Here is an 18,127-nt window from a genome sequence, read left to right as displayed (position 1 = left end):
GCGGCGACCTTGCCGCTCAAGCACTATCGGCGCAAGGCTCGCCTGCGCCCTGCGCTAGGCTCGCCTGCTAGAGCTCAGCCCGCCAGCGCGCGGCATAGGCGGCGAACCCTTCGGTCGCCAGCGGCTCCAGCACCGTGCCCGGCTTGGACACATGCCCGCCGCCAAACAGCATGCTGGCCCCCATGCTGGTCCCGGTCGCATCGCCCGACGCGCTCACCGGCACCCCGCTCAGTGCCGCCAGCGCCTGCCCAAACAGTCGATTGCGGGCCAGCGGCCCTTCGATGATGATCTGCTTGCCAATGCCCGCCAGCGCCAGGCACGCCGCCGTCACCAGCGCCAGATATAGCGAGACCGCCGCCGTCCGCTCACCCGCGCTCAGGCTCTCCGGCGGCTGCGTCCAGCGGCCCTTGGCATCGGGAAATGGCCCCACGCCCGGCATGAAGCCCGGCATCACCCGGACATCCCCGGTCATCACCCGCGCCACCTCATCGGTGCTCGGCTCCACCGGATTGGGCACCAGCATGTCGAATTCGCGCCCGCCCATGAACCGCGCCGTCGGCACCGGCCGGCCATAGGCGTCCACATTGGCGAGGCTATCGCGCTGGGGATCGAGCTTGCCGGTATCGCCGCCCACCGTCATTGCAATTGCCCAGGTCCCGGTCGACAGGATCGTGAACGGCGTCTCATGCGCGCCCAGATGCGGCAGCAGCGATGCATTGGAATCGTGAATGCCGCAGGTCACCGGGATACCAGCCGGCAGTCCCGCCGCCGCCGCAACCTCAGGCAGCACCGTACCCAGTACCGACGCCGCCGGCCTGACCGGCGGAAACAGCCGGTCCCAGCCCTGCCGGGTCACCAGGCTCGAAAACGCTGATGAGTCGGGCGCCCACAGGTCGGTATGGCAGCCCAGGGAGGTGACTTCGCTGGCGGCAATGCCGGTCAGCCGCCACGCCCAATATTGCGGATAGGTTAGGATCTGGGTGACGCCGGCAAAGGCCTCGGCATGCGCCTGGCTTTGCCAATAAAGCTGCGCCCCCAGATTGAGCCCATTGGGCAGGCGCGGCGACAGGCTCTCGGCAAAGTCGGGCCGGATCGCGCCATAGGCAGCGCCGGTTTCCTCGGGGCCATTATGCTCATAGTCCAGCACCGGCATCGCCAGTTCGTCGCCCGCGAGCAGCGCGGCCGTCGCCCCATGCGTGGTGATGGAAATGCCATCGATGCCATGCGCCGCTTGCAGCGCGCCCAGGCTCTCGATGATGAATTGCCACAGCCGCTCGACATCGGCATGGGGGTAGGGCGCGTCGCGCCTGATGCTGTTGGGCGTACTGCGCGCCGCGAGCTGCTCGCCGGTCTGCGCATCGACCAGCACGAGTTTCGCATTGGTCTTGCCGATATCGATCACGGCGATCAGGCGGGGTTCGGTCATCGTCGGGCACTCGGCGCTGGCGTCTCCGTCAGCGCTTACTGCATATTCGCCCACGATGCCATGGCTAACATGTTAGCTGGTCGTCCTTCCCTAGGACCTCTGCCATTCCCACGCGGTGTCACCTACTCCACGGAGTCATTCCCGCGCAGGCGGGAATCCATTCTTGCTACAGCGCTGAAGAGTGGATTCCCGCCCGCGCGGGAATGCCCCTGTGGTTCTGCGCGCCACTCAACCCCTATTTGACGATCAGCACCGGGATCGGGCTGTGCGCCAGCACTTCTGCCGCCTGGCTGCCCAGCAATAGGCGACCCAGCCCGCGCCGGCCATGCGAACCCATGACGATCAGGTCAGCGCCGCGCTCCGCCGACATCTCCAGAATACCGTCGGCCGTCTGCTTGTTGGGCACATGCACGCCCTCGATTTCGAGACCAATTTGTCGGGCCTCGCTGCGCGCATGGTCCAGCACCTGGCGGGCGCCTTCTGCCTTGGCCTTGTCCAGCTCTTCCACCACGGCGCCGGTATTCATCTGCATCATTTCGGCGCCGGGGGCGATGAACAGCGAAGGATCGGTCACGGTCACGGCGATTGCCTTGGCATCGAGCGCCTTGGCCAGCGTCAGCCCATGCTCCAGTGCCTTTGCCGAAGGCTCGGATCCGTCGACGGCGATCACAATCTTCTTATACATCGTTAGTCCCTCGTTTGCGTTCGTCGCTACCCTAGCGCGAATTGGGCCGCCGTCACCTTGATTTAGATCAGGCCCACCCATCAATCCCGCCCTTGCGTCCAGCGCAAAGGTCAATTGCCGCGTCGGGACTGCCTTGCGCCGCGCAATGTGCTAATCGGGGGCCATGAATTCGCCGTCAGCTCTTTCGATGATCGCCCCCGCAACCCGCGCCGTTCCCGACGTCGCGCTGGCGCGCCGGTTTTCCGTGGCCCCGATGATGGAATGGACCGATATGCGGTGCCGGTTCCTGCATCGCCTGTTGACGCGCCATGCCCTGCTGTTCACCGAAATGGTCACCAGCGCCGCCATCGTCCATGGTGATGCCGAGCGGCATCTGTATTTCGATCCCATCGAACAGCCCCTGGCCCTGCAATTGGGCGGCTCCGATCCCAGCGAGCTGGCCGCCGCCATTCGCCTGGCCGAGCCCTTTGGCTATGCCGAAATCAATCTCAATGTCGGCTGCCCGTCCGATCGGGTCCAGTCTGGCCGCTTTGGCGCCTGCCTGATGGCGGAGCCCGATCTGGTCGCCGAATGCGTCCGCGCCATGCGCGATGCCACCGACCGCCCGGTCACCGTCAAATGTCGCATCGGCATCGACGATCAGGACATTGAGGAAAGCCTCGATCGTTTTGCCGATACCATGGTCGCGGCCGGCGTCGATGCGCTTTACGTCCATGCCCGCAAGGCCTGGCTCAAGGGCCTCAGCCCCAAGGAAAACCGCACCATTCCGCCACTGGACTATGATCGGGTTCACCGCCTGCGCGCCCGTCTGACGCCGTTGCCGGTGATGATCAATGGCGGTCTCGAAACCATTGACGCTGCCGTGGCCGAAATGGAGTTCATGGACGGCGTCATGCTGGGCCGAGCCGCCTATCACACGCCCATGATCCTGGCCGAGGTCGATACCGCCTTCTTCGGTGACACTGCCGCCCCAATCACGCTGGAAGCCGTCATGGCCGCCATGGCCGATTATGCCGAAACCGAACTCAGCCGGGGCGGCCGTATCAACCAGATCACCCGCCACATGCTGGGCCTCGCCGCTGGCCTGCCCGGCGCCCGCCAGTTCCGCCAGATTCTCAGTGTCGATGCCTGCAAGCCCGGCGCCGGCCCCGAAGTCATCCGCCGCGCCATGGACGCCGTCCGCCCCCGCGACCGCATCGCCGTCTGATCGCGAGGAGGGCGAGGTACCGGCCCTTCGCCGCCCCCGCTCGTCCCGAACTGCGCCCGCAACCGCCCCGCATCCCTCCCCACCGTCACCACCCGGCTTGTCCCGCCGCGCCACAGCGTCCGTGGTCAGCCCGCATCCCTCCCCACCGTCACCACCCGGCTCGTCCGGGTGGTCCAGGGGAGCCCCGATCTTGGGCAAAGCGCGCGGGGGCTAGTTGGTCAGTTCCAGCGAATTGCTCGTCACGCTGTATCGCTGCAGCGTTTCCAGGAACGTCATCCCCAACAGGCTCGTATCCATCGCGCCGTCCTCCAGCACGAAGGCGCGGATGTCCTCCCGCACGATGCCGCCCACCTCGATCCGGTCCAGCGTCACCCGTGCCGCCTGGCCGGTGCCATTGGCTGTCGAAACCGGGATGACGTAGCGCAGGCTAGCCGTATCGATCCCGGCTGCCTCGGCATCATCCTTGGTCAACACCACGGCGGTGGCGCCAGTATCGAAAATCATCGGCGTCACATGGCCGTTGATATCGGCCTGCAGCTCGAAATGCCCGCCCATGCCACGCCGGAACACGGCCGTGCCCTGCTGGGCATCCACCACCGCCACGCCGGGCTGCAATTCCCCGGCCACGCGCCCGGCAATGCCCGTCAGCTCATCGCGATAGGCATAGGTCAGTCCCGCCACGGCAAAAATGCCGATCCACAGAATGACGCTGGTAAACAGTTCGGAGAATTTGCGCCGCCGGGAAAAGAGTCCGCCGGCAAAGACAATCAGGATCACCAGCAGCGGGATCAGCTGCGCAGTTTGCGCCTGGCTCAGCCCCACCAGGCTCCCGGCGTCGGCGCTGATCATCAGCGCCAGGCCCACGGCGATCAGAAGGGCAATGCCAATGAAGATCATAGGTTTGTCGCCCTCGCGCAGCGTGATGTGCCTGTCAGCATAAAGGCATTGCCCGCGGCAATTTCAAGGCTGCATCCCGCCACAGGCGCAAATGAGCGAAGGCGACGGTCGAGTCCGCCGCCCTCAGTTTTCTTCAGGCGACTGCCGCCTGCCTTGTAGCGCGCGGTGCCGGTGCCGCCAGGCTGCGCTGTCCGGCCAGGGCGCAGAGCAGGGCGATTGCCCCCGCCACCACCGAAACCCAGAAGCCATTGCTGGCTCCGAACTGGTCGATGACCCAGCCCGAGCTGAACGAGCCGACGGCCATGCCGATAGCGATGCCAGTCATCGCCCAGGTAATGCCCTCGGTGAGCTTGGCCGGCGGCACCAGCCGTTCAATCAGGCCAAAGGCGGTGATGAAGGTTGGCGAAATGGCCATGCCGCTCACCAGCAGCAACAGCGCCAGCACCGGTACAGTGTTGGCCATCAGCAGTGGCAACGTCGTCAACGCGGCAACGCCGATAGCGATGAGGAACTGGCGCGCCAGTGGCATTTTGGGCTTCATCGCGCCAAAGATCAGCCCGATGACCAGCGATCCCGCCGCATAGCCGCCCAGCACCAGGCTTGCCGCCGCCGGGGCACCCAATTCGCGGGTCAGCGCGATCACCGTGACCTCTGCCGTGCCGAAAATCGTGCCGACAGCAATCAGCGTTACGGTGATCAACTGCACCGGGCGCAGCGCAAATGCCGATCCACCCTGATGGCGCTCTACTGGCCGCACCTTGGGTTCAGTCGACTTCTGCGCCACGAACAGCACCATCCCGATGGCAAGGCAGATGGTCGATAGCAACACCCCCGCCTCGGGGAACAGCGTTACGCTGAGCCCCACCGAAAAGATCGAGCCGGTAATGTAGACCATCTCGTCAGCCACCGATTCAAACGCAAAGGCGGTGCCCAGCTGCGGCGTGTCCCGATAGATTTCCGACCAACGCGCCCGCACCATTGCCGGCATGCTGGGCAGCGCCCCGGCAAACAGCGCCGAGACGAACAATGTCCAGACCGGCCAGTCATAACGCGTCGCCACCAGCAGCGTGATGAAGGCGATAACCGTCACAATAGTCACCGGCACCAGCACGCGGCTTTGCCCCTTCCGGTCGATCAGGCGGGAAATCTGCGGCGCCAGAGCCGCATTGGTCAGCGCAAAGGTCGCCGATACGGCGCCCGCCAGCCAATATTCGCCATGGGTCTGCGAGAGCATGGCGACGATACCCATCGTGGTCATCGCCAGGGGCAGGCGCGCCAGAAAACCTGCCGCGGCAAAGCCCTTGGTGCCCGGCGCGCGGAATATTTCGCTATAAGGATTGGACATTGAAGATTCCTGGTCTTAGGAGTTTTCGCATTGAGATACGCGACGTATGCGATTACATAATTCGCATGCGCCGCGTATGTCAATTCACATACGACGCGTATGAACGAGGAATTTTATGGCGCATAAACCGCGTAAGGAGATGATTGCCGAAACCCGGGGCAAGCTGCTCGCCACCGCGCGGCAGGCCTTCGGCACGGTCGGCTATGCTGATGCATCCATGGATGATTTCACCGCCGCCGCCGGGCTCACCCGTGGCGCGCTCTATCATCACTTCGGTGACAAGAAGGGCCTGCTGGCCGCCGTGATCGCCGAGATCGACGCCGAAATGACCGAGCGGCTCAAGGTCATCACCGCCAATGCTACGACGCCCTGGCAGGCCTTTGTCGATGAATGCACCGGCTATCTCGAAATGGCGGTCGAGCCCGAAATCCTGCGCATCGTCCACCGCGATGGTCCCGCCGTGCTCGGCGATCCCTGGCAATGGGCCAGCCAGAACGGCTGCATCGCCGGCATGCAGCAAAATCTCACCGGCCTCGTGGCCGATGGAGCGATCATCCCGGTCGATCCGGAAGCCGCCGCGCGCCTCATCAATGGCGCCAGCCTCAATGCCGCCCAGTGGATCGCCAATTCCGACGATCCAGAGGCGACCGCCCGCAAGGCCATCGTTGCGTTCAAGGCCTTCCTGTCGGGCCTGCTGCTCGGCGCGCCTGCCTCAGACAAACAGCAATAGCGCCGTCAGCACCGCAATCTCCAGCAGCGCCATCAGTGCGCCGATGAGATCGCCCGTCTGCCCGCCCACCAGCCGCCGGCACACCGCCACCCATCCCGTCGTCACCGCGACCACGAGGATCAGCGCCACGGCGATGGCAAACAGGCTCGTCGGCGGCCCCGCCAGCAGGAACAGCAGGATCAGCGCAAACACCACGCCCACTGCAAAGCTGCGCTTGCTCAACTGCCCGGCCGCCGCCGCCGCGCCATCGCTTCGCGCCGGGGGCAGGACGCTCGCCAGCCACAGCGCCCCGGTCCGCGCCGTCACGCCTGCCGCCAGCCAGATCGCCCCCGCCGCCAGCGGGTTGATCGCCGCCACGCTGCCGATCCCCACCACGCGCAGCACGATGAACAGGCACAAAGCCGCCACCCCATAGGTGCCGTGCCGGCTATCCTTCATGATCTCCAGCCGCCGCTCGGTCGTGTGCCCGCCAAACAGCCCATCGGCACTATCGGCCAGCGCATCCTCGGCCATCGCTCCGGTCACGATCACCGCCGCGCCCACTGCCAGCGCCGCGGCGAAATAGGCCGGCAGCCCCAGCATTGCCACGCCGATCAGCAATAGCGCCGGGCCGATGCCGATCACCACGCTGGCCAGCGGCAGCGCCATGGCGATTCGATTGAGGTCGGGCTTCTGGTGCGGGCTATCTCCGCTCGGCAGCCGCGAGAAAAACCGCAGCGCCATCACGTAATCGGCAGTCAGCCCCAGGCTGGCAGCGGGCGCCTGCGGGCCGCTTGGCTGGCGCGCGGCATCGCCAATGGCATCATTGGGCAAGGGGGCAGGGCCATCGGCGTTCAATTGCTTTTCGCTCCCGATTGCGCAACAAGACGGCACTTTCCTAGCACCATCATGCCGGACCTGCCATGCCCGCCTCGCTCCACGCCGCCTATGCCGATGTCCTGGAATTGCTCACCATCGTCCCCGATGGCGACGAGGCGGCAGTTGCCGCCGTCCGGGCCCGCGAAGCCTGCCTGACCAAGCCGCAGGGCTCGCTGGGTTCGCTCGAAACCCTGGTGGAATTCCTCGCCCGCTGGCAGGGCCGCGCCAAGCCGCGCCTCGACAATCCCATGGTCACCATCTTCGCCGGCAACCACGGCGTTACCGATCAGGGCGTTTCGGCCTTCCCGCGCGAAGTCACCGCCCAGATGGTCGCCAATTTCACCAATGGCGGCGCCGCCATCTCCCAGATGTGCGCGCTGCACGAGATCAACCTGCGCGTGTTTGAACTGGCGCTCGAACTGCCCACCGGCGACATCACCCTGGCGCCGGCGCTCGACGACAAGATGTGCGCCGCCACCATCGCCTATGGCATGGAAGCCATTGCCGGTAAGCCCGATCTGATCTGCATCGGCGAAATGGGCATCGGCAACACCACCGTCGCCGCCGCCATCTATGCCGCGCTGTATGGCGGTACCGGCGCCGATTGGGTCGGCCGCGGCACCGGCGTCGATGATGCCGGCCTCGCCCGCAAGGCCGCTGCCGTCGACCGCGCTTTGGCCTTCCACGGCGACGAACTCAATCACCCGCTGGCCATTCTCGCCCGCGTCGGCGGCCGCGAGATCGCCGCCATGCTCGGCGCCCTGCTGGCCGCGCGCCACCAGAAGGTCCCGGTCATTGTCGATGGCTTCGTCGCCACGTCGGCCGCCGCCATCGCCCACGCGATCAACCCTGCCGCGATCGATCACTGCATCTTCGCCCATGTCTCGGCCGAAGGCGGTCACGCGCGCGCGCTCGCTGCCATGGACCAGAAGGGCCTGCTGGATCTAGGCATGCGGCTGGGCGAAGGCAGCGGCGCCGCCCTTGCCGCCATACTCGCCAAGACCGCTTTGCACCTGCACTACAATATGGCCACCTTTGAAAGTGCTGCCATCAGCGGCAAGGACGCCTGATCGGGGCGCGACGGTCGCGCCTCTGCCACCCGGCATCGGGTCTCGCAGGCGCCCTGCAAGCCTGAGTCCTCATCCCTGAGGGCCCAAGCCCAAGCCCAAGCCCAAGCCCAAGCCCAAGCATCGGCCCCAATCCCTCCCCACCGTCATTGCCCGGCTTGTCCGGGCAATCCATCCCGCCACGCCTGCTGAACCATGGATCACCGGGACAAGCCCGTTGATGACGCTGTGGGGGGGATGGGCCAAGGCAGGCAAGGACGTTCGCGGAGGCGGCCCCATTCTCCTCCAGCCGCCTAGCCAGCCGCCGAGTAGATCTCGAGGCGGTTCTTCTTTTCCACCACGGGAGCCAGCGCGTCCATGACGCGGGCGCGGGGGAAGGTGGCGATTACTTCGGTGCCGAAGCGCAGCTTGGAAAACAGGTCGAACCGGCCCTGATGCAGTTCCATGATCTTCTGCACGATCGGCAGGCCCAGGCCCGCGCCTTGCTCGGCGGTCTTCTGCGCCAGCGAGCCCTGACCGAACGAGGACAGCACGGTCTCGATTTCCTCTTCGGGAATGCCGGGGCCATTGTCCCTGACCGAAACCAGCTGCCCGCCATCGCTGCTGCGCGTCACCACCAGGCTCACCTTGCCATGCTGGGGCGTGAACTTGATGGCATTGGACAAAAGGTTCAGCACCACCTGGCGAATGGCGCGTTCGTCGCCCCATAGCCTGGGCAGGTTGTTGCCGAACGTATAGACCAGCTCGATCCCCCTGGACTTGGCGCGCAGTTCCATCATGCGGCGGCAGTCCTCGGCGATATCGACCAGCGACACCACTTCCTCGTTGAGCTCGTACTTGCCCGCTTCGATGCGGCTGAGGTCCAGCAATTCGTTGATCAGGTTGAGCAAATGCTGGCCGCTGCTGTGAATGTCGCCGGCATATTCCTGGTATTGCGGCACCTGGTGCGGCCCCAGCAGCTCCGACTTCAACACCTCGGAAAAGCCGATAATGGCATTGAGCGGCGTGCGCAGCTCATGGCTCATAGTCGCCAGGAATTGCGACTTGGCGATATTGGCCTGCTCGGCATGGCGGCGGGCCTCGTCCGACATTTGCCGCGCCTCTTCCAGCTCGCCGATCAGCGCGTCCTTTTCCGCCTGGTGGGTAATCGTCTCCAGCTCGGAGCCGTGCAACTGGCGCGCCAGGTAGACGAAGAAGAACTCGCCGCAAATGGCCACGGCAGCCAGTGTGTAGTTGAGCGTGCCGCCCAGCGCGATCAGGTTGATCGATACCGTCACGGTCACCGGCAGCGTGCTCATCAAGGTGGCCTGTGGCAGCGAATGGGTGGCCACGGCATTGGCAGCCACGCTGACCAGCAGCATGGCAAACATCAGCGGCGTCAGGCTGTCCGGGTCGGCAGCGAGCGTGAACAGCGCCAGCAGAGACCAGGCAATGCCATAAATCAGTTCGACCGCCACGAAGGTGGTGGTCCACTGGCCGGCATTGAAACGGGCGGGGTCGCTGCTCTTGAAGCGGCGGGCCACCAGCGCCACCAGCAGCAGGCTGGTCAGCACCAGGCTGGCCCACAGCACGGTGAACAGCACCGGCACCCAGAAGCTGGAAACCACGGACAGGATCACCACGATGGCGGCGAGGGGCAGGGCCGATGCCAGGCGCGAACCGGCATAGTCGTGCATCAGCTCAAAATCGTAGGATGCGCGCGTGCCCGAGCTCGAGGTCAGGCGCTGGCGCGCGTCGAGCACGGTCTTCTGGGCCGTGCGTTTGCTGTCGCGCCCCATGAGGGAACGAACATCAGCCTCGTATGCAGTCGGCTGGGACGGCATGAAACTCTTACTCGTTACTAAATGATGCGAACCGGATACGCATTCGCTACGCTCATTTGAAAACACTAGCGGCGGCGTAGTTAACGGGTGGTGAAATCCTGGGGCGTTATCAACATCAATGGCGACCCTTCCGGTCTGGCTCCGGAGCCGTGCTCGCAGTCCTGATTCTGGCCGTCGTGGCCGTGCTTGCCGCCTGGCTCGATCCTGAGCCCGGCCAGCTCTCCGGGCAGGCCAGGGTCAGCGATGGCGACAGCTTCCATCTCGGACAGGAGCGCGTCCGCCTGCTCGGCATCGATGCGCCCGAACTGGCCCAGACCTGCAAGACGGCCAGGGGCGGCGACTGGCCTTGCGGTCGCGTCGCGCGCGATCGCCTGTCGGCGCTGATCCGCAGCGGCACGCTGGCCTGCGATGCCGAAGGTCGCGACAAGTACCGCCGCATTCTGGCGACCTGCCGGGTTGACGGCCGCGACATTGCCCGGGCCATGGTCGTTGACGGGCTGGCCGTGTCATCGGATGATTATTGGCGCGAACAGCAAACGGCCAGGGCCAGGCGGCTTGGTCTTTGGCAGGGCGAGTTTCAACAGCCGCGTGCTTGGCGGGATCGCCAGGACGATCAGAAGAGCGACCCCTGGTCCTGGATCATGAGCTTCGCGGGTTGGGCTTAACTCTGGGTGAGGGGGCAAACGACTTGCATCGCGCAAGATTATTGCGCTCATGCGCTTAATGTGGCAGGTAATCTCCCAATTTGTGGGAAAATTCTTGCGATAGTCGCAAACTGATTTCACGGGGGCATTGATGGCGTTGGACAAGATCGACCGTAAGATACTGACGCTTCTACAGAAGGATGCGACCATGCCGGTGGCCGAGATTGGCCGCAAAGTCGGCCTTTCGACCACGCCATGCTGGCGCCGTATCCAGAAGATGGAAGAAGATGGCGTCATCAAGCGCCGCGTTGCCGTGCTGGATCCGGTCAAGGTCAATGCCGGGGTCACCGTCTTCGTTTCGGTCAAGACCAACGAGCATAGCGAGGGCTGGCTGCGCAAATTCGCCGCCACCGTCGAGGATTTCGCCGAGGTGGTGGAATTCTACCGCATGAGCGGTGACGTCGATTACCTGCTGCGCATCGTCGTGCCCGATATCGGCGCCTACGACACCTTCTACAAGAAGCTGATCTCGCGCATCGCGCTGACCGATGTCAGTTCGTCCTTCGCCATGGAGCAGATCAAATATACCACGGCGCTGCCGCTGGAATTCGCCCTGATCTCCGACGACGACAAATAGCCATGCTGGTCGGCTTCGAGCATATCGGCATGACGTCGGGCAATCTCGATGCCACCATCCACTTCTATTGCGAGCTGCTCGGCCTCAGGCTGGTGCTGCGCAAATCCCAGGTCCGGGGCGAACTGGCGTTTCTCGATGCCGGCGGCGGCATGCTTGAAGTCTTCGCGCCCACTGCCGACATCGCCCGCTCCCGCGATGTGCCGCCCCACGAAGCTGGTATGCGCCACTTGACCTTCGCCTTCGATGACATCGGCGCTCTTGTCGCCCGCTTGGCCGAAGCCGGGGTCGAGATCATCGAAGCACCACGCGCCGCCCACAATCTGGAAATGTTCAAGCGCGTCGCCTTCGTCCGCGACCCGGACGGCATCGTCGTCGAACTCGCCGAGCGGGCCGAAGGGCGCTAGTCTCGTCCCCGCAGGCTCTCCGCCGTCATCCCGATCCGCCCCGACCACCAGCCGTCATCCCGGCGAAAGCCGGGATCCAGTTTCCTTTGCACGCATTTGAGCGCGGAAGGCCATGAGAGCTACGCTCGAGTGGCGGGCCGGGGTGGGGGTGTCGGAAGCCGGAGCGCCCCAAGTCCAGCGTCTAACCACCCGTGACCGACATGTGCCGGCCCAGCGCCGGCTCGGGGCGGTTGCGGTCGATGACGAAGTCATGCCCTTTCGGCTTGATCAGCATGGCCTGGTCCAGCGCGGCATCCAGCGCCGGCAAACCGCCATCGCGCAGGGCGTCCCGCAGGTTCACCTGGTCGTCCTGGCCCAGGCACAGGAACAGCTGGCCAGTAGCTGTCAGCCTGACCCGGTTGCAGCTCTCGCAGAAATTGTGGCTCATCGGGGTGATAAAGCCCAGGACACCCCCGGTTTCCGCCACCCGGACATAGCGGGCCGGGCCCCCGGTCTTCTTGGTCAGCTTCTCCAGCGTATAGCGCCGGGACAGCCGGTCGTGCAGTTCGCGCAGTGGCAGATAGGTGTCGACCCGGTCGATCCCCACTTCGCCCAGCGGCATGCCTTCGATCAGCGTCAGCCCCATGTTCCGGGCATGTGCCCAGGCCATCATCGGTTCGATCTCGTCGTCGTTGACGCCGCGCATCGCCACCATGTTGATCTTGATTTCGAGGCCGGCCTCCTGCGCTGCGTCGATCCCGCTCATCACGTCTTCCAGGCGTCCGCGGCGCGTAATCGTGCGGAAGCGATCGGGGGATAATGTGTCGAGCGATACGTTCAGGCGGCGCACCCCTGCTTGAGCAAGAAATCCAGCATGCTTGCTCAATTGGCTGCCATTTGTGGTCAGCGTCAGCTCGTCCAGCCCATGCCCCAGATGCCGCCCCAGCGTGCGGACAAGGTCCATGATATCGCGCCGCACCAGCGGCTCGCCGCCGGTCAGCCGCAGCCGAGTCACGCCGCGTTTCACGAAGGCACTGGAAATTATGTCGATTTCCTCGAAGCTTAGCACTTCCTTCTTGGGCAGGAAGGTCATGTCCTCGGCCATGCAATAGACGCAGCGGAAGTCGCAGCGATCCGTCACGGAAATCCGCAGATAGGAAATATGGCGGCCATAGCGGTCAACAAGTGGCCGAGCCTGGGGATTATGCATCGTCATGCCCCGAACTTACCGCCCATTCCGCCGCTTTCAAAGCCTTGCCGAATAAAAAAGCCGCCCCGAAGGGCGGCCTTGAATGTCAGTATTTTCAAAGCCTTAGTGATTCACCACCACCAACGCGCCAACCTTGACGCGCTCGTAGAGATCGACAACGTCATCATTGGTCAGCCGAATGCAGCCCGAGGATACCGCCTGCCCGATGGACCAGGGTTCCGAGGTTCCGTGCAGGCGATAAAGGGTCGAGCCGATATACATCGCCCGCGCTCCAAGCGGGTTTTCCGGGCCGCCAGGCATGTATGCCGGCAGATCGGGGACACGCTTGCGCATCTGCGGAGGAGGGGTCCAGCCGGGCCATTCCGCCTTGCGGGTAATGCGATGGCTGCCCGACCAGGTGAAGCCGTCGCGACCAACGCCGACGCCGTACTTTACGGCCTTGCCGCCCTCGAGGACGAAATACAGACGACGTTCATCGGTTTCAACAACAACGGTGCCCGGCTTGTGATTGGTCGCGTATTCGACGACCTCTCGCTTGACTGGGCTGCCGCCTCTGTTGCGCGTCTTGGCGACAGATGCTTCTTCCCAGGTATTGGTGTCTGCATTGTACACGCGCGCCGCCATCGCTGGCATAATCGTGGTGAACGACAACAGTATCGACAGCGAAAGAGCCATCGCAGATTTCAACTTGAACATGTGTCGACTGGGCCTCTGACAGTTGAACTGGCCGCGTGATTCGGGCCGCTCAGTGTTGAATTTTGCATACGCGTTTCACATCAGCGCGGAAAGGGTGGGTGCCGCGTTTCCGCCACAGTCCCAGCACCTTGGCCAAATTGTGTTGCTGGCCGGTTACAATTCATGTTCACCAAGGTGTGAACGCCGGGTTGACAGGGGAGCACGCAGTCACCATGACGGCTGCACGAATTTGGAGGATTTCCAGTGAGTGAAGCATTGAAACGGCAGGCTGCGGCCATGGCGCTGACACAGGTCGAATCTGGCATGCGTCTCGGCCTGGGTACCGGCTCCACTGCCAAGCACTTCGTCGAACTGCTCGGTGAGCGCGTTGCGCAGGGCTTTGACTGCCTCTGCGTGCCCACTTCCGAAGTCACTGCAGCGCAGGCGCGTTCGCTCGATATCCCCCTGACCGACCTCGATACGATCGACCGACTGGACATCACCATTGATGGCGCCGACGAGCTCGATCTGGCGTTGAACCTGATCAAGGGCGGCGGCGGTGCGCTGCTGCGCGAGAAAATCGTCGCGGCGGCGTCCGATCAGATGATCGTCATCGCCGATGCTTCAAAGCTGGTCGAAACCCTTGGTCGTTATCCCCTGCCCATCGAGGTCAACCCCTTCGGTCTGGGCGCAACGCGCCGGTCGATCGAGGCGGTGCTTGTAGCGCAGGGCGCCGAAGGTGGGCTCAAACTGCGCCTTGCGGCGACCGGTGAGAGCTTCGTTACCGATGGCGGGCACCTGATCCTCGATGCATTTTTTGGCCGCATTTCGCAGCCAGAAGCCCTTTCAAGGGCTTTGCTGGACATTCCGGGCGTGGTCCAGCATGGGCTGTTCCTCAATATGTGCAAAAAGGCTTATGTGGCGACGGCGGATGGCGTAAGAACCATTCTCACCGAACGATAAGCAGGGCGTGGATAGAGCAAGGATGGGCGTTTCGATGAAGATGGGTTTCGCAGTGCGCGCAAAGGCGTTGGTTGCAGTGGTTCTGAGCGCTGGCATGATCGCTTTGGCGATGCCGGCTGTTGCTCAGGAAGTCGCACCCGAGCACCTGGCTCTGGCGCGTAAATATGTCGACCTGACCGACCGCTCGGCCATCTACGAAGTCACGATCGTTGAAACCGGCATCGAGACGATGCGCCAGATCGTGCAGCAGAACCCCGAGATCATCGATCAGACCGATGCGGTCATTACCAAGACCATCGAGGAATACAAAGGCCGCAAGGGCGAGCTGCTTGACCAGTTCGCGCGCATCTATGCCGTTCGCTTCTCGATGGACGAGTTGCAGCAGATCGTGAACTTCTACGAATCCCCGGTTGGCCTCAAACTGGCCCAGGCCAATGCGGAAGTGAACGTCGATCTGCAGCGCGTCATGGAAGTGTTCACCGGCAATCTGAAGCGCGAATTCTTCGCCAAAGTGCGTGCCGATTTGCGCGCCCAGGGTATCGAAATCTGATCGATCCCGACGCAGCGATACCGGACCCCGCCTTGTGCGGGGTCTTTTTTTATGCGAAGCGCGTCGCCACATTCATCGTAACATGCCGATATTACCCCGCCCAAGGAGCTCCCTATGTCCGATAGCTATGATCTTGTTGTTATCGGTGCTGGGTCCGGCGGCGTGCGCGCGGCACGGATGGCCGCCACTTACGGCGCGCGCGTCGCCATCATCGAGGAGTTCCGCGTCGGCGGCACCTGCGTGATCCGCGGCTGCGTCCCCAAGAAGCTCTATGTCTATGCCAGCCGCTTTGCTGGTCTGTTCGATGTCGCCTCCAGCTTTGGCTGGCAGGTCGATGCCAGCTTTGACTGGCCAACCCTTGTGGCCAACAAGGAAAAGGAAATCACCCGGCTCGAGCACGCTTACACCTCCAATCTGGAGAAGCCCGGCGTCGAAATCATCCGTGACCGAGGCGTCGTCACCGGGCCCAATTCGGTCCGTCTGGTCAATGGAGGTCGCGAACTCAGCGCGCGATACATTCTCGTCGCCACGGGCGGTCACCCCCATATTCCCGCAATTCCGGGCGCCGACTTGGCCATTTCGTCCAATGAAGCCTTCGATCTTGCCAAGCTGCCGCGCTCCATCCTGATCGAGGGCGGCGGCTATATCGCCGTGGAATTTGCGACGATCTTCGCCGGACTGGGTGTCGATACCACCATCATCTATCGCGGCGACTGCGTGCTGCGTGGCTTCGATGAGGACCTGCGGCGCGGGCTGGAAGCCGGGCTGCAGGATCATGGCATCAAACTGATCTACCAGACCACCATCACCATGCTGACCCGTGACGGCAACGACATTGCCGCCACCTTCAGCGACGGCGTCACCGCGCCCTATGAGCAGGTCATGTTTGCCACCGGCCGCACGCCGAACGTGCGCGGCCTCGGTCTCGAAACCGCCGGCGTCAAGCTGCATTCCACAGGCGCCATCGCGGTAGACGCCTATTCGCAGACGTCCTGCCCATCGATTTATGCCGTTGGCGATGTCACCGGCCGCGCCGCGCTCACCCCGGTTGCCATCCGTGAGGGCTGGTATTTCGCCGAGACCGTGTTCAACAACAATCCGCTGGCGGTCGATCACTCGCTGATCCCGACGGCGGTGTTCTCTGAGCCGGAGCTTGGGGTTGTCGGCCTGACCGAGCCGGAAGCCGCAACTCATGGCGATATCGACGTTTACGTCGCCCGGTTCCGCCCGATGATCAACACGCTGTCCACCAAGACCGAGCGCACCGTGCTCAAGCTGATCACCGAGGCCAATGGCGGCAAGGTACTGGGCTGCCATATCCTGGGGCCAGGCGCCGCCGAGATGATCCAGCTCGTCGCCATTCCCATGGGCATGGGCGCGAGCAAGGCTGATTTCGACCGTGCCATGGCGCTGCATCCCAGCACAGCCGAAGAGTTGGTGACCTTCAAGGCCCCCAGCTACGTCTACCGGGATGGCGTCAAGGTCTAGCCATGGCCGAAAGGCCGATAGGGCGGGTGCCGCAATTTGCTTGGCAGGGCCCGCCAGCCTTGGTAGACCGCCGCAGGCGATAAGTTGACCTGCGTGAACGAGACCTCAGATGACCACATGGACCCCGAGCAGCTGGCGCGATAAGCCGATTTCCCAGGTGCCGTTCTATCCGGACGAGGCCGCTTTGCAGGAGGCGGAGCGTCAGCTCGGGACCTTCCCGCCGCTGGTTTTTGCTGGCGAAGCCCGTGAGCTCAAGTCCCGGCTGGCTGCTGTTGCGCGCGGCGAGGCGTTTCTGCTGCAGGGCGGCGATTGCGCCGAGAGCTTTGCCGAACACGGCGCCGACCATATTCGCGACTTCTTCCGCGTCTTCCTGCAAATGGCGGTGGTGCTGACGCACGGGGCTTCCAAGCCCGTCGTCAAGGTCGGCCGGGTGGCTGGTCAGTTCGCCAAGCCGCGCTCGTCGGACACCGAAATCATCGATGGCGTCGAATTGCCGAGCTATCGCGGCGACATCATCAATTCCATCGAATTCACCGAGGGCGCCCGCGTTCCCGATCCCGATCGCATGCTGCAGGCCTATCGCCAGTCGGCTGCCACGCTGAACCTGCTGCGTGCCTTCTCGATGGGCGGCTATGCCGAACTGACCCGCATCCACGAATGGACTGTCGGGTTCATGAAGGGCTCGAACTGGTATCCGCGCTACGAGGAAGTGGCGCGCAAGATCGACGACGCCATCACCTTCATGGCGGCGCTTGGCCTCAACCCCGACAATACCCCGGCCTTGCGCCAGACCAGCTTCTTCACCAGCCACGAAGCCTTGCTGCTGGGCTATGAGGAGGCACTGACCCGCCGCGACTCCATCACCAATGACTGGTACGCCACGTCCGGCCACATGCTGTGGATCGGCGATCGCACCCGCCAGCCTGACGCAGCCCATGTCGAATATTTCGCGGGCATCAAAAATCCCATTGGCATCAAGTGCGGTCCCAGCCTGTCGGGTGACGACCTGCTGCGCCTGCTCGACCGGTTGAACCCCACCGACGAAGCCGGCCGCATCACATTGATCAGCCGTTATGGCTCCGACAAGATCCATGATCACCTGTCGCGCCACATCGAGACCGTCCAGAGGGCCGGCCGCACGGTCGTCTGGTGCTCCGATCCTATGCATGGCAACACCATCAAGGCCTCGACCGGCTACAAGACCCGCCCGTTCGATCGCGTGCTGTCGGAAGTGAAGAGCTTCTTTGAGATCCATCGCGAGATGGGCACCTATGCCGGCGGCGTGCATATCGAAATGACCGGCGATGACGTCACCGAATGCGTCGGTGGCATGTCGGCTGTGACGGAAGCCTCGCTGTCGGATCGCTACCACACCTATTGCGACCCGCGCCTCAATGCCAGCCAGGCACTGGAGCTGGCCTTCCTCGTCGCCGAGGAAGTGCATGCCCAGCGGCCGCCACGCCAGCAACTCGCCGCCGGAGAATAATTCGAGTAGAGTGTCGAACCGATTGGCAGGGCCGCGCGTTCTAACTCGCGGCC

The 18,127-nt window shown here is 63.8% G+C and carries 18 protein-coding genes; 10 read left to right on the top strand and 8 right to left on the bottom strand.

Translation table 11 applies throughout. The annotated features are described in order from the left end of the window. Nucleotides 1-67: 67 nt before the first annotated feature. Nucleotides 68-1,426 carry an FGGY-family carbohydrate kinase gene (locus BUA69_RS01105; RefSeq protein ID WP_046136252.1) on the bottom strand — a complete coding sequence of 453 codons (1,359 nt, stop codon included), beginning with the start codon at nt 1,424-1,426 and terminating at the stop codon, nt 68-70. A gap of 235 nt (nt 1,427-1,661) precedes the next feature. Beyond that, nucleotides 1,662-2,111: a universal stress protein gene (locus BUA69_RS01100; RefSeq protein WP_046136251.1), complete on the bottom strand. Its 450-nt coding sequence runs from the start codon at nt 2,109-2,111 to the stop codon at nt 1,662-1,664. Nucleotides 2,112-2,298: 187 nt separating this feature from the next. Between BUA69_RS01100 and dusA the strand changes: the two genes are divergently transcribed. Next, nucleotides 2,299-3,318 (top strand): tRNA dihydrouridine(20/20a) synthase DusA, encoded by a 1,020-nt coding sequence (gene dusA, locus BUA69_RS01095; protein WP_046136250.1) that lies wholly within the window; start codon nt 2,299-2,301, stop codon nt 3,316-3,318. A gap of 210 nt (nt 3,319-3,528) precedes the next feature. Here dusA and BUA69_RS01090 read toward each other — a convergent pair whose 3' ends face one another. Beyond that, nucleotides 3,529-4,215 carry a retropepsin-like aspartic protease family protein gene (locus BUA69_RS01090; protein WP_046136249.1) on the bottom strand — a complete coding sequence of 229 codons (687 nt, stop codon included), beginning with the start codon at nt 4,213-4,215 and terminating at the stop codon, nt 3,529-3,531. A 133-nt stretch (nt 4,216-4,348) separates the two neighbouring features. Beyond that, entirely contained in the window at nt 4,349-5,560 is a 1,212-nt protein-coding gene (locus BUA69_RS01085) for an MFS transporter (RefSeq protein WP_046136248.1), read from the bottom strand. A 115-nt stretch (nt 5,561-5,675) separates the two neighbouring features. Here BUA69_RS01085 and BUA69_RS01080 point away from each other — a divergent pair, with 115 nt between their 5' ends. After that, on the top strand, nt 5,676-6,290 hold the full coding sequence (locus BUA69_RS01080) for a TetR/AcrR family transcriptional regulator (protein ID WP_046136247.1): 615 nt from the start codon (nt 5,676-5,678) through the stop codon (nt 6,288-6,290). Here the strand turns inward: BUA69_RS01080 and BUA69_RS01075 are convergent. Next, nucleotides 6,273-7,127 (bottom strand): adenosylcobinamide-GDP ribazoletransferase, encoded by an 855-nt coding sequence (locus BUA69_RS01075; protein WP_052950677.1) that lies wholly within the window; start codon nt 7,125-7,127, stop codon nt 6,273-6,275. The genes BUA69_RS01080 and BUA69_RS01075 overlap by 18 nt on opposite strands. A 65-nt stretch (nt 7,128-7,192) precedes the next feature. On the opposite strand from BUA69_RS01075, the gene cobT reads away from it, so the two are divergent. Then, nucleotides 7,193-8,218 (top strand): nicotinate-nucleotide--dimethylbenzimidazole phosphoribosyltransferase, encoded by a 1,026-nt coding sequence (cobT, locus tag BUA69_RS01070; RefSeq protein ID WP_046136246.1) that lies wholly within the window; start codon nt 7,193-7,195, stop codon nt 8,216-8,218. Nucleotides 8,219-8,508: 290 nt separating this feature from the next. Here cobT and BUA69_RS01065 read toward each other — a convergent pair whose 3' ends face one another. Further along, entirely contained in the window at nt 8,509-10,038 is a 1,530-nt protein-coding gene (locus BUA69_RS01065; protein WP_046136245.1) for a sensor histidine kinase, read from the bottom strand. A gap of 149 nt (nt 10,039-10,187) precedes the next feature. Between BUA69_RS01065 and BUA69_RS01060 the strand changes: the two genes are divergently transcribed. From BUA69_RS01060 to BUA69_RS01050, 3 genes are all read left to right on the top strand, one after another. Then, nucleotides 10,188-10,703 (top strand): thermonuclease family protein, encoded by a 516-nt coding sequence (locus BUA69_RS01060; protein ID WP_052950676.1) that lies wholly within the window; start codon nt 10,188-10,190, stop codon nt 10,701-10,703. Between the two features lie 136 nt (nt 10,704-10,839). Then, a complete protein-coding gene (locus BUA69_RS01055; protein ID WP_046136264.1) occupies nt 10,840-11,319 on the top strand; it encodes an Lrp/AsnC family transcriptional regulator in 480 nt (159 codons plus the stop codon). A 2-nt stretch (nt 11,320-11,321) separates the two neighbouring features. Further along, nucleotides 11,322-11,723 carry a VOC family protein gene (locus tag BUA69_RS01050; RefSeq protein WP_046136243.1) on the top strand — a complete coding sequence of 134 codons (402 nt, stop codon included), beginning with the start codon at nt 11,322-11,324 and terminating at the stop codon, nt 11,721-11,723. Nucleotides 11,724-11,904: 181 nt separating this feature from the next. Here BUA69_RS01050 and moaA read toward each other — a convergent pair whose 3' ends face one another. Together moaA and BUA69_RS01040 are read right to left on the bottom strand one after the other, a co-directional pair. After that, complete coding sequence (moaA, locus tag BUA69_RS01045) at nt 11,905-12,918, bottom strand: GTP 3',8-cyclase MoaA (RefSeq protein ID WP_046136242.1); 1,014 nt, start codon at nt 12,916-12,918, stop codon at nt 11,905-11,907. A 96-nt stretch (nt 12,919-13,014) separates the two neighbouring features. Next, complete coding sequence (locus tag BUA69_RS01040; protein ID WP_052950675.1) at nt 13,015-13,608, bottom strand: L,D-transpeptidase; 594 nt, start codon at nt 13,606-13,608, stop codon at nt 13,015-13,017. A 243-nt stretch (nt 13,609-13,851) separates the two neighbouring features. Between BUA69_RS01040 and rpiA the strand changes: the two genes are divergently transcribed. The 4 genes from rpiA (at nt 13,852) to BUA69_RS01020 (ending at nt 18,074) form a co-directional block, all read left to right on the top strand. Continuing rightward, nucleotides 13,852-14,550 (top strand): ribose-5-phosphate isomerase RpiA, encoded by a 699-nt coding sequence (gene rpiA, locus BUA69_RS01035; RefSeq protein WP_072866431.1) that lies wholly within the window; start codon nt 13,852-13,854, stop codon nt 14,548-14,550. Between the two features lie 34 nt (nt 14,551-14,584). Beyond that, nucleotides 14,585-15,100 (top strand): DUF2059 domain-containing protein, encoded by a 516-nt coding sequence (locus tag BUA69_RS01030; RefSeq protein ID WP_160300145.1) that lies wholly within the window; start codon nt 14,585-14,587, stop codon nt 15,098-15,100. Nucleotides 15,101-15,214: 114 nt separating this feature from the next. Further along, nucleotides 15,215-16,588: a glutathione-disulfide reductase gene (gor, locus tag BUA69_RS01025; RefSeq protein ID WP_046136240.1), complete on the top strand. Its 1,374-nt coding sequence runs from the start codon at nt 15,215-15,217 to the stop codon at nt 16,586-16,588. 109 nt (nt 16,589-16,697) lie between these two features. Further along, nucleotides 16,698-18,074 (top strand): class II 3-deoxy-7-phosphoheptulonate synthase, encoded by a 1,377-nt coding sequence (locus tag BUA69_RS01020; RefSeq protein WP_046136239.1) that lies wholly within the window; start codon nt 16,698-16,700, stop codon nt 18,072-18,074. Nucleotides 18,075-18,127: the final 53 nt, after the last annotated feature.

The sequence above is a fragment of the Devosia limi DSM 17137 genome, from assembly GCF_900128975.1.
GTDB classification, from domain to species: domain Bacteria; phylum Pseudomonadota; class Alphaproteobacteria; order Rhizobiales; family Devosiaceae; genus Devosia; species Devosia limi.
Note: the sequence above shows the minus strand (reverse complement) of the source record. Positions and strands in the feature narration are given on the sequence as shown.

Coding starts and splice junctions, on each gene's coding strand:
- BUA69_RS01065 (WP_046136245.1), bottom strand. CDS start 10,038: ATGCCGTCCCAGCCGACTGCATACGAGGCTGATGTTCGTTCCCTCATG.
- BUA69_RS01030 (WP_160300145.1), top strand. CDS start 14,585: ATGAAGATGGGTTTCGCAGTGCGCGCAAAGGCGTTGGTTGCAGTGGTT.
- BUA69_RS01020 (WP_046136239.1), top strand. CDS start 16,698: ATGACCACATGGACCCCGAGCAGCTGGCGCGATAAGCCGATTTCCCAG.
- BUA69_RS01090 (WP_046136249.1), bottom strand. CDS start 4,215: ATGATCTTCATTGGCATTGCCCTTCTGATCGCCGTGGGCCTGGCGCTG.
- BUA69_RS01040 (WP_052950675.1), bottom strand. CDS start 13,608: ATGTTCAAGTTGAAATCTGCGATGGCTCTTTCGCTGTCGATACTGTTG.
- moaA (WP_046136242.1), bottom strand. CDS start 12,918: ATGACGATGCATAATCCCCAGGCTCGGCCACTTGTTGACCGCTATGGC.
- BUA69_RS01080 (WP_046136247.1), top strand. CDS start 5,676: ATGGCGCATAAACCGCGTAAGGAGATGATTGCCGAAACCCGGGGCAAG.
- gor (WP_046136240.1), top strand. CDS start 15,215: ATGTCCGATAGCTATGATCTTGTTGTTATCGGTGCTGGGTCCGGCGGC.
- cobT (WP_046136246.1), top strand. CDS start 7,193: ATGCCCGCCTCGCTCCACGCCGCCTATGCCGATGTCCTGGAATTGCTC.
- BUA69_RS01085 (WP_046136248.1), bottom strand. CDS start 5,560: ATGTCCAATCCTTATAGCGAAATATTCCGCGCGCCGGGCACCAAGGGC.
- BUA69_RS01050 (WP_046136243.1), top strand. CDS start 11,322: ATGCTGGTCGGCTTCGAGCATATCGGCATGACGTCGGGCAATCTCGAT.
- dusA (WP_046136250.1), top strand. CDS start 2,299: ATGATCGCCCCCGCAACCCGCGCCGTTCCCGACGTCGCGCTGGCGCGC.
- BUA69_RS01100 (WP_046136251.1), bottom strand. CDS start 2,111: ATGTATAAGAAGATTGTGATCGCCGTCGACGGATCCGAGCCTTCGGCA.
- BUA69_RS01105 (WP_046136252.1), bottom strand. CDS start 1,426: ATGACCGAACCCCGCCTGATCGCCGTGATCGATATCGGCAAGACCAAT.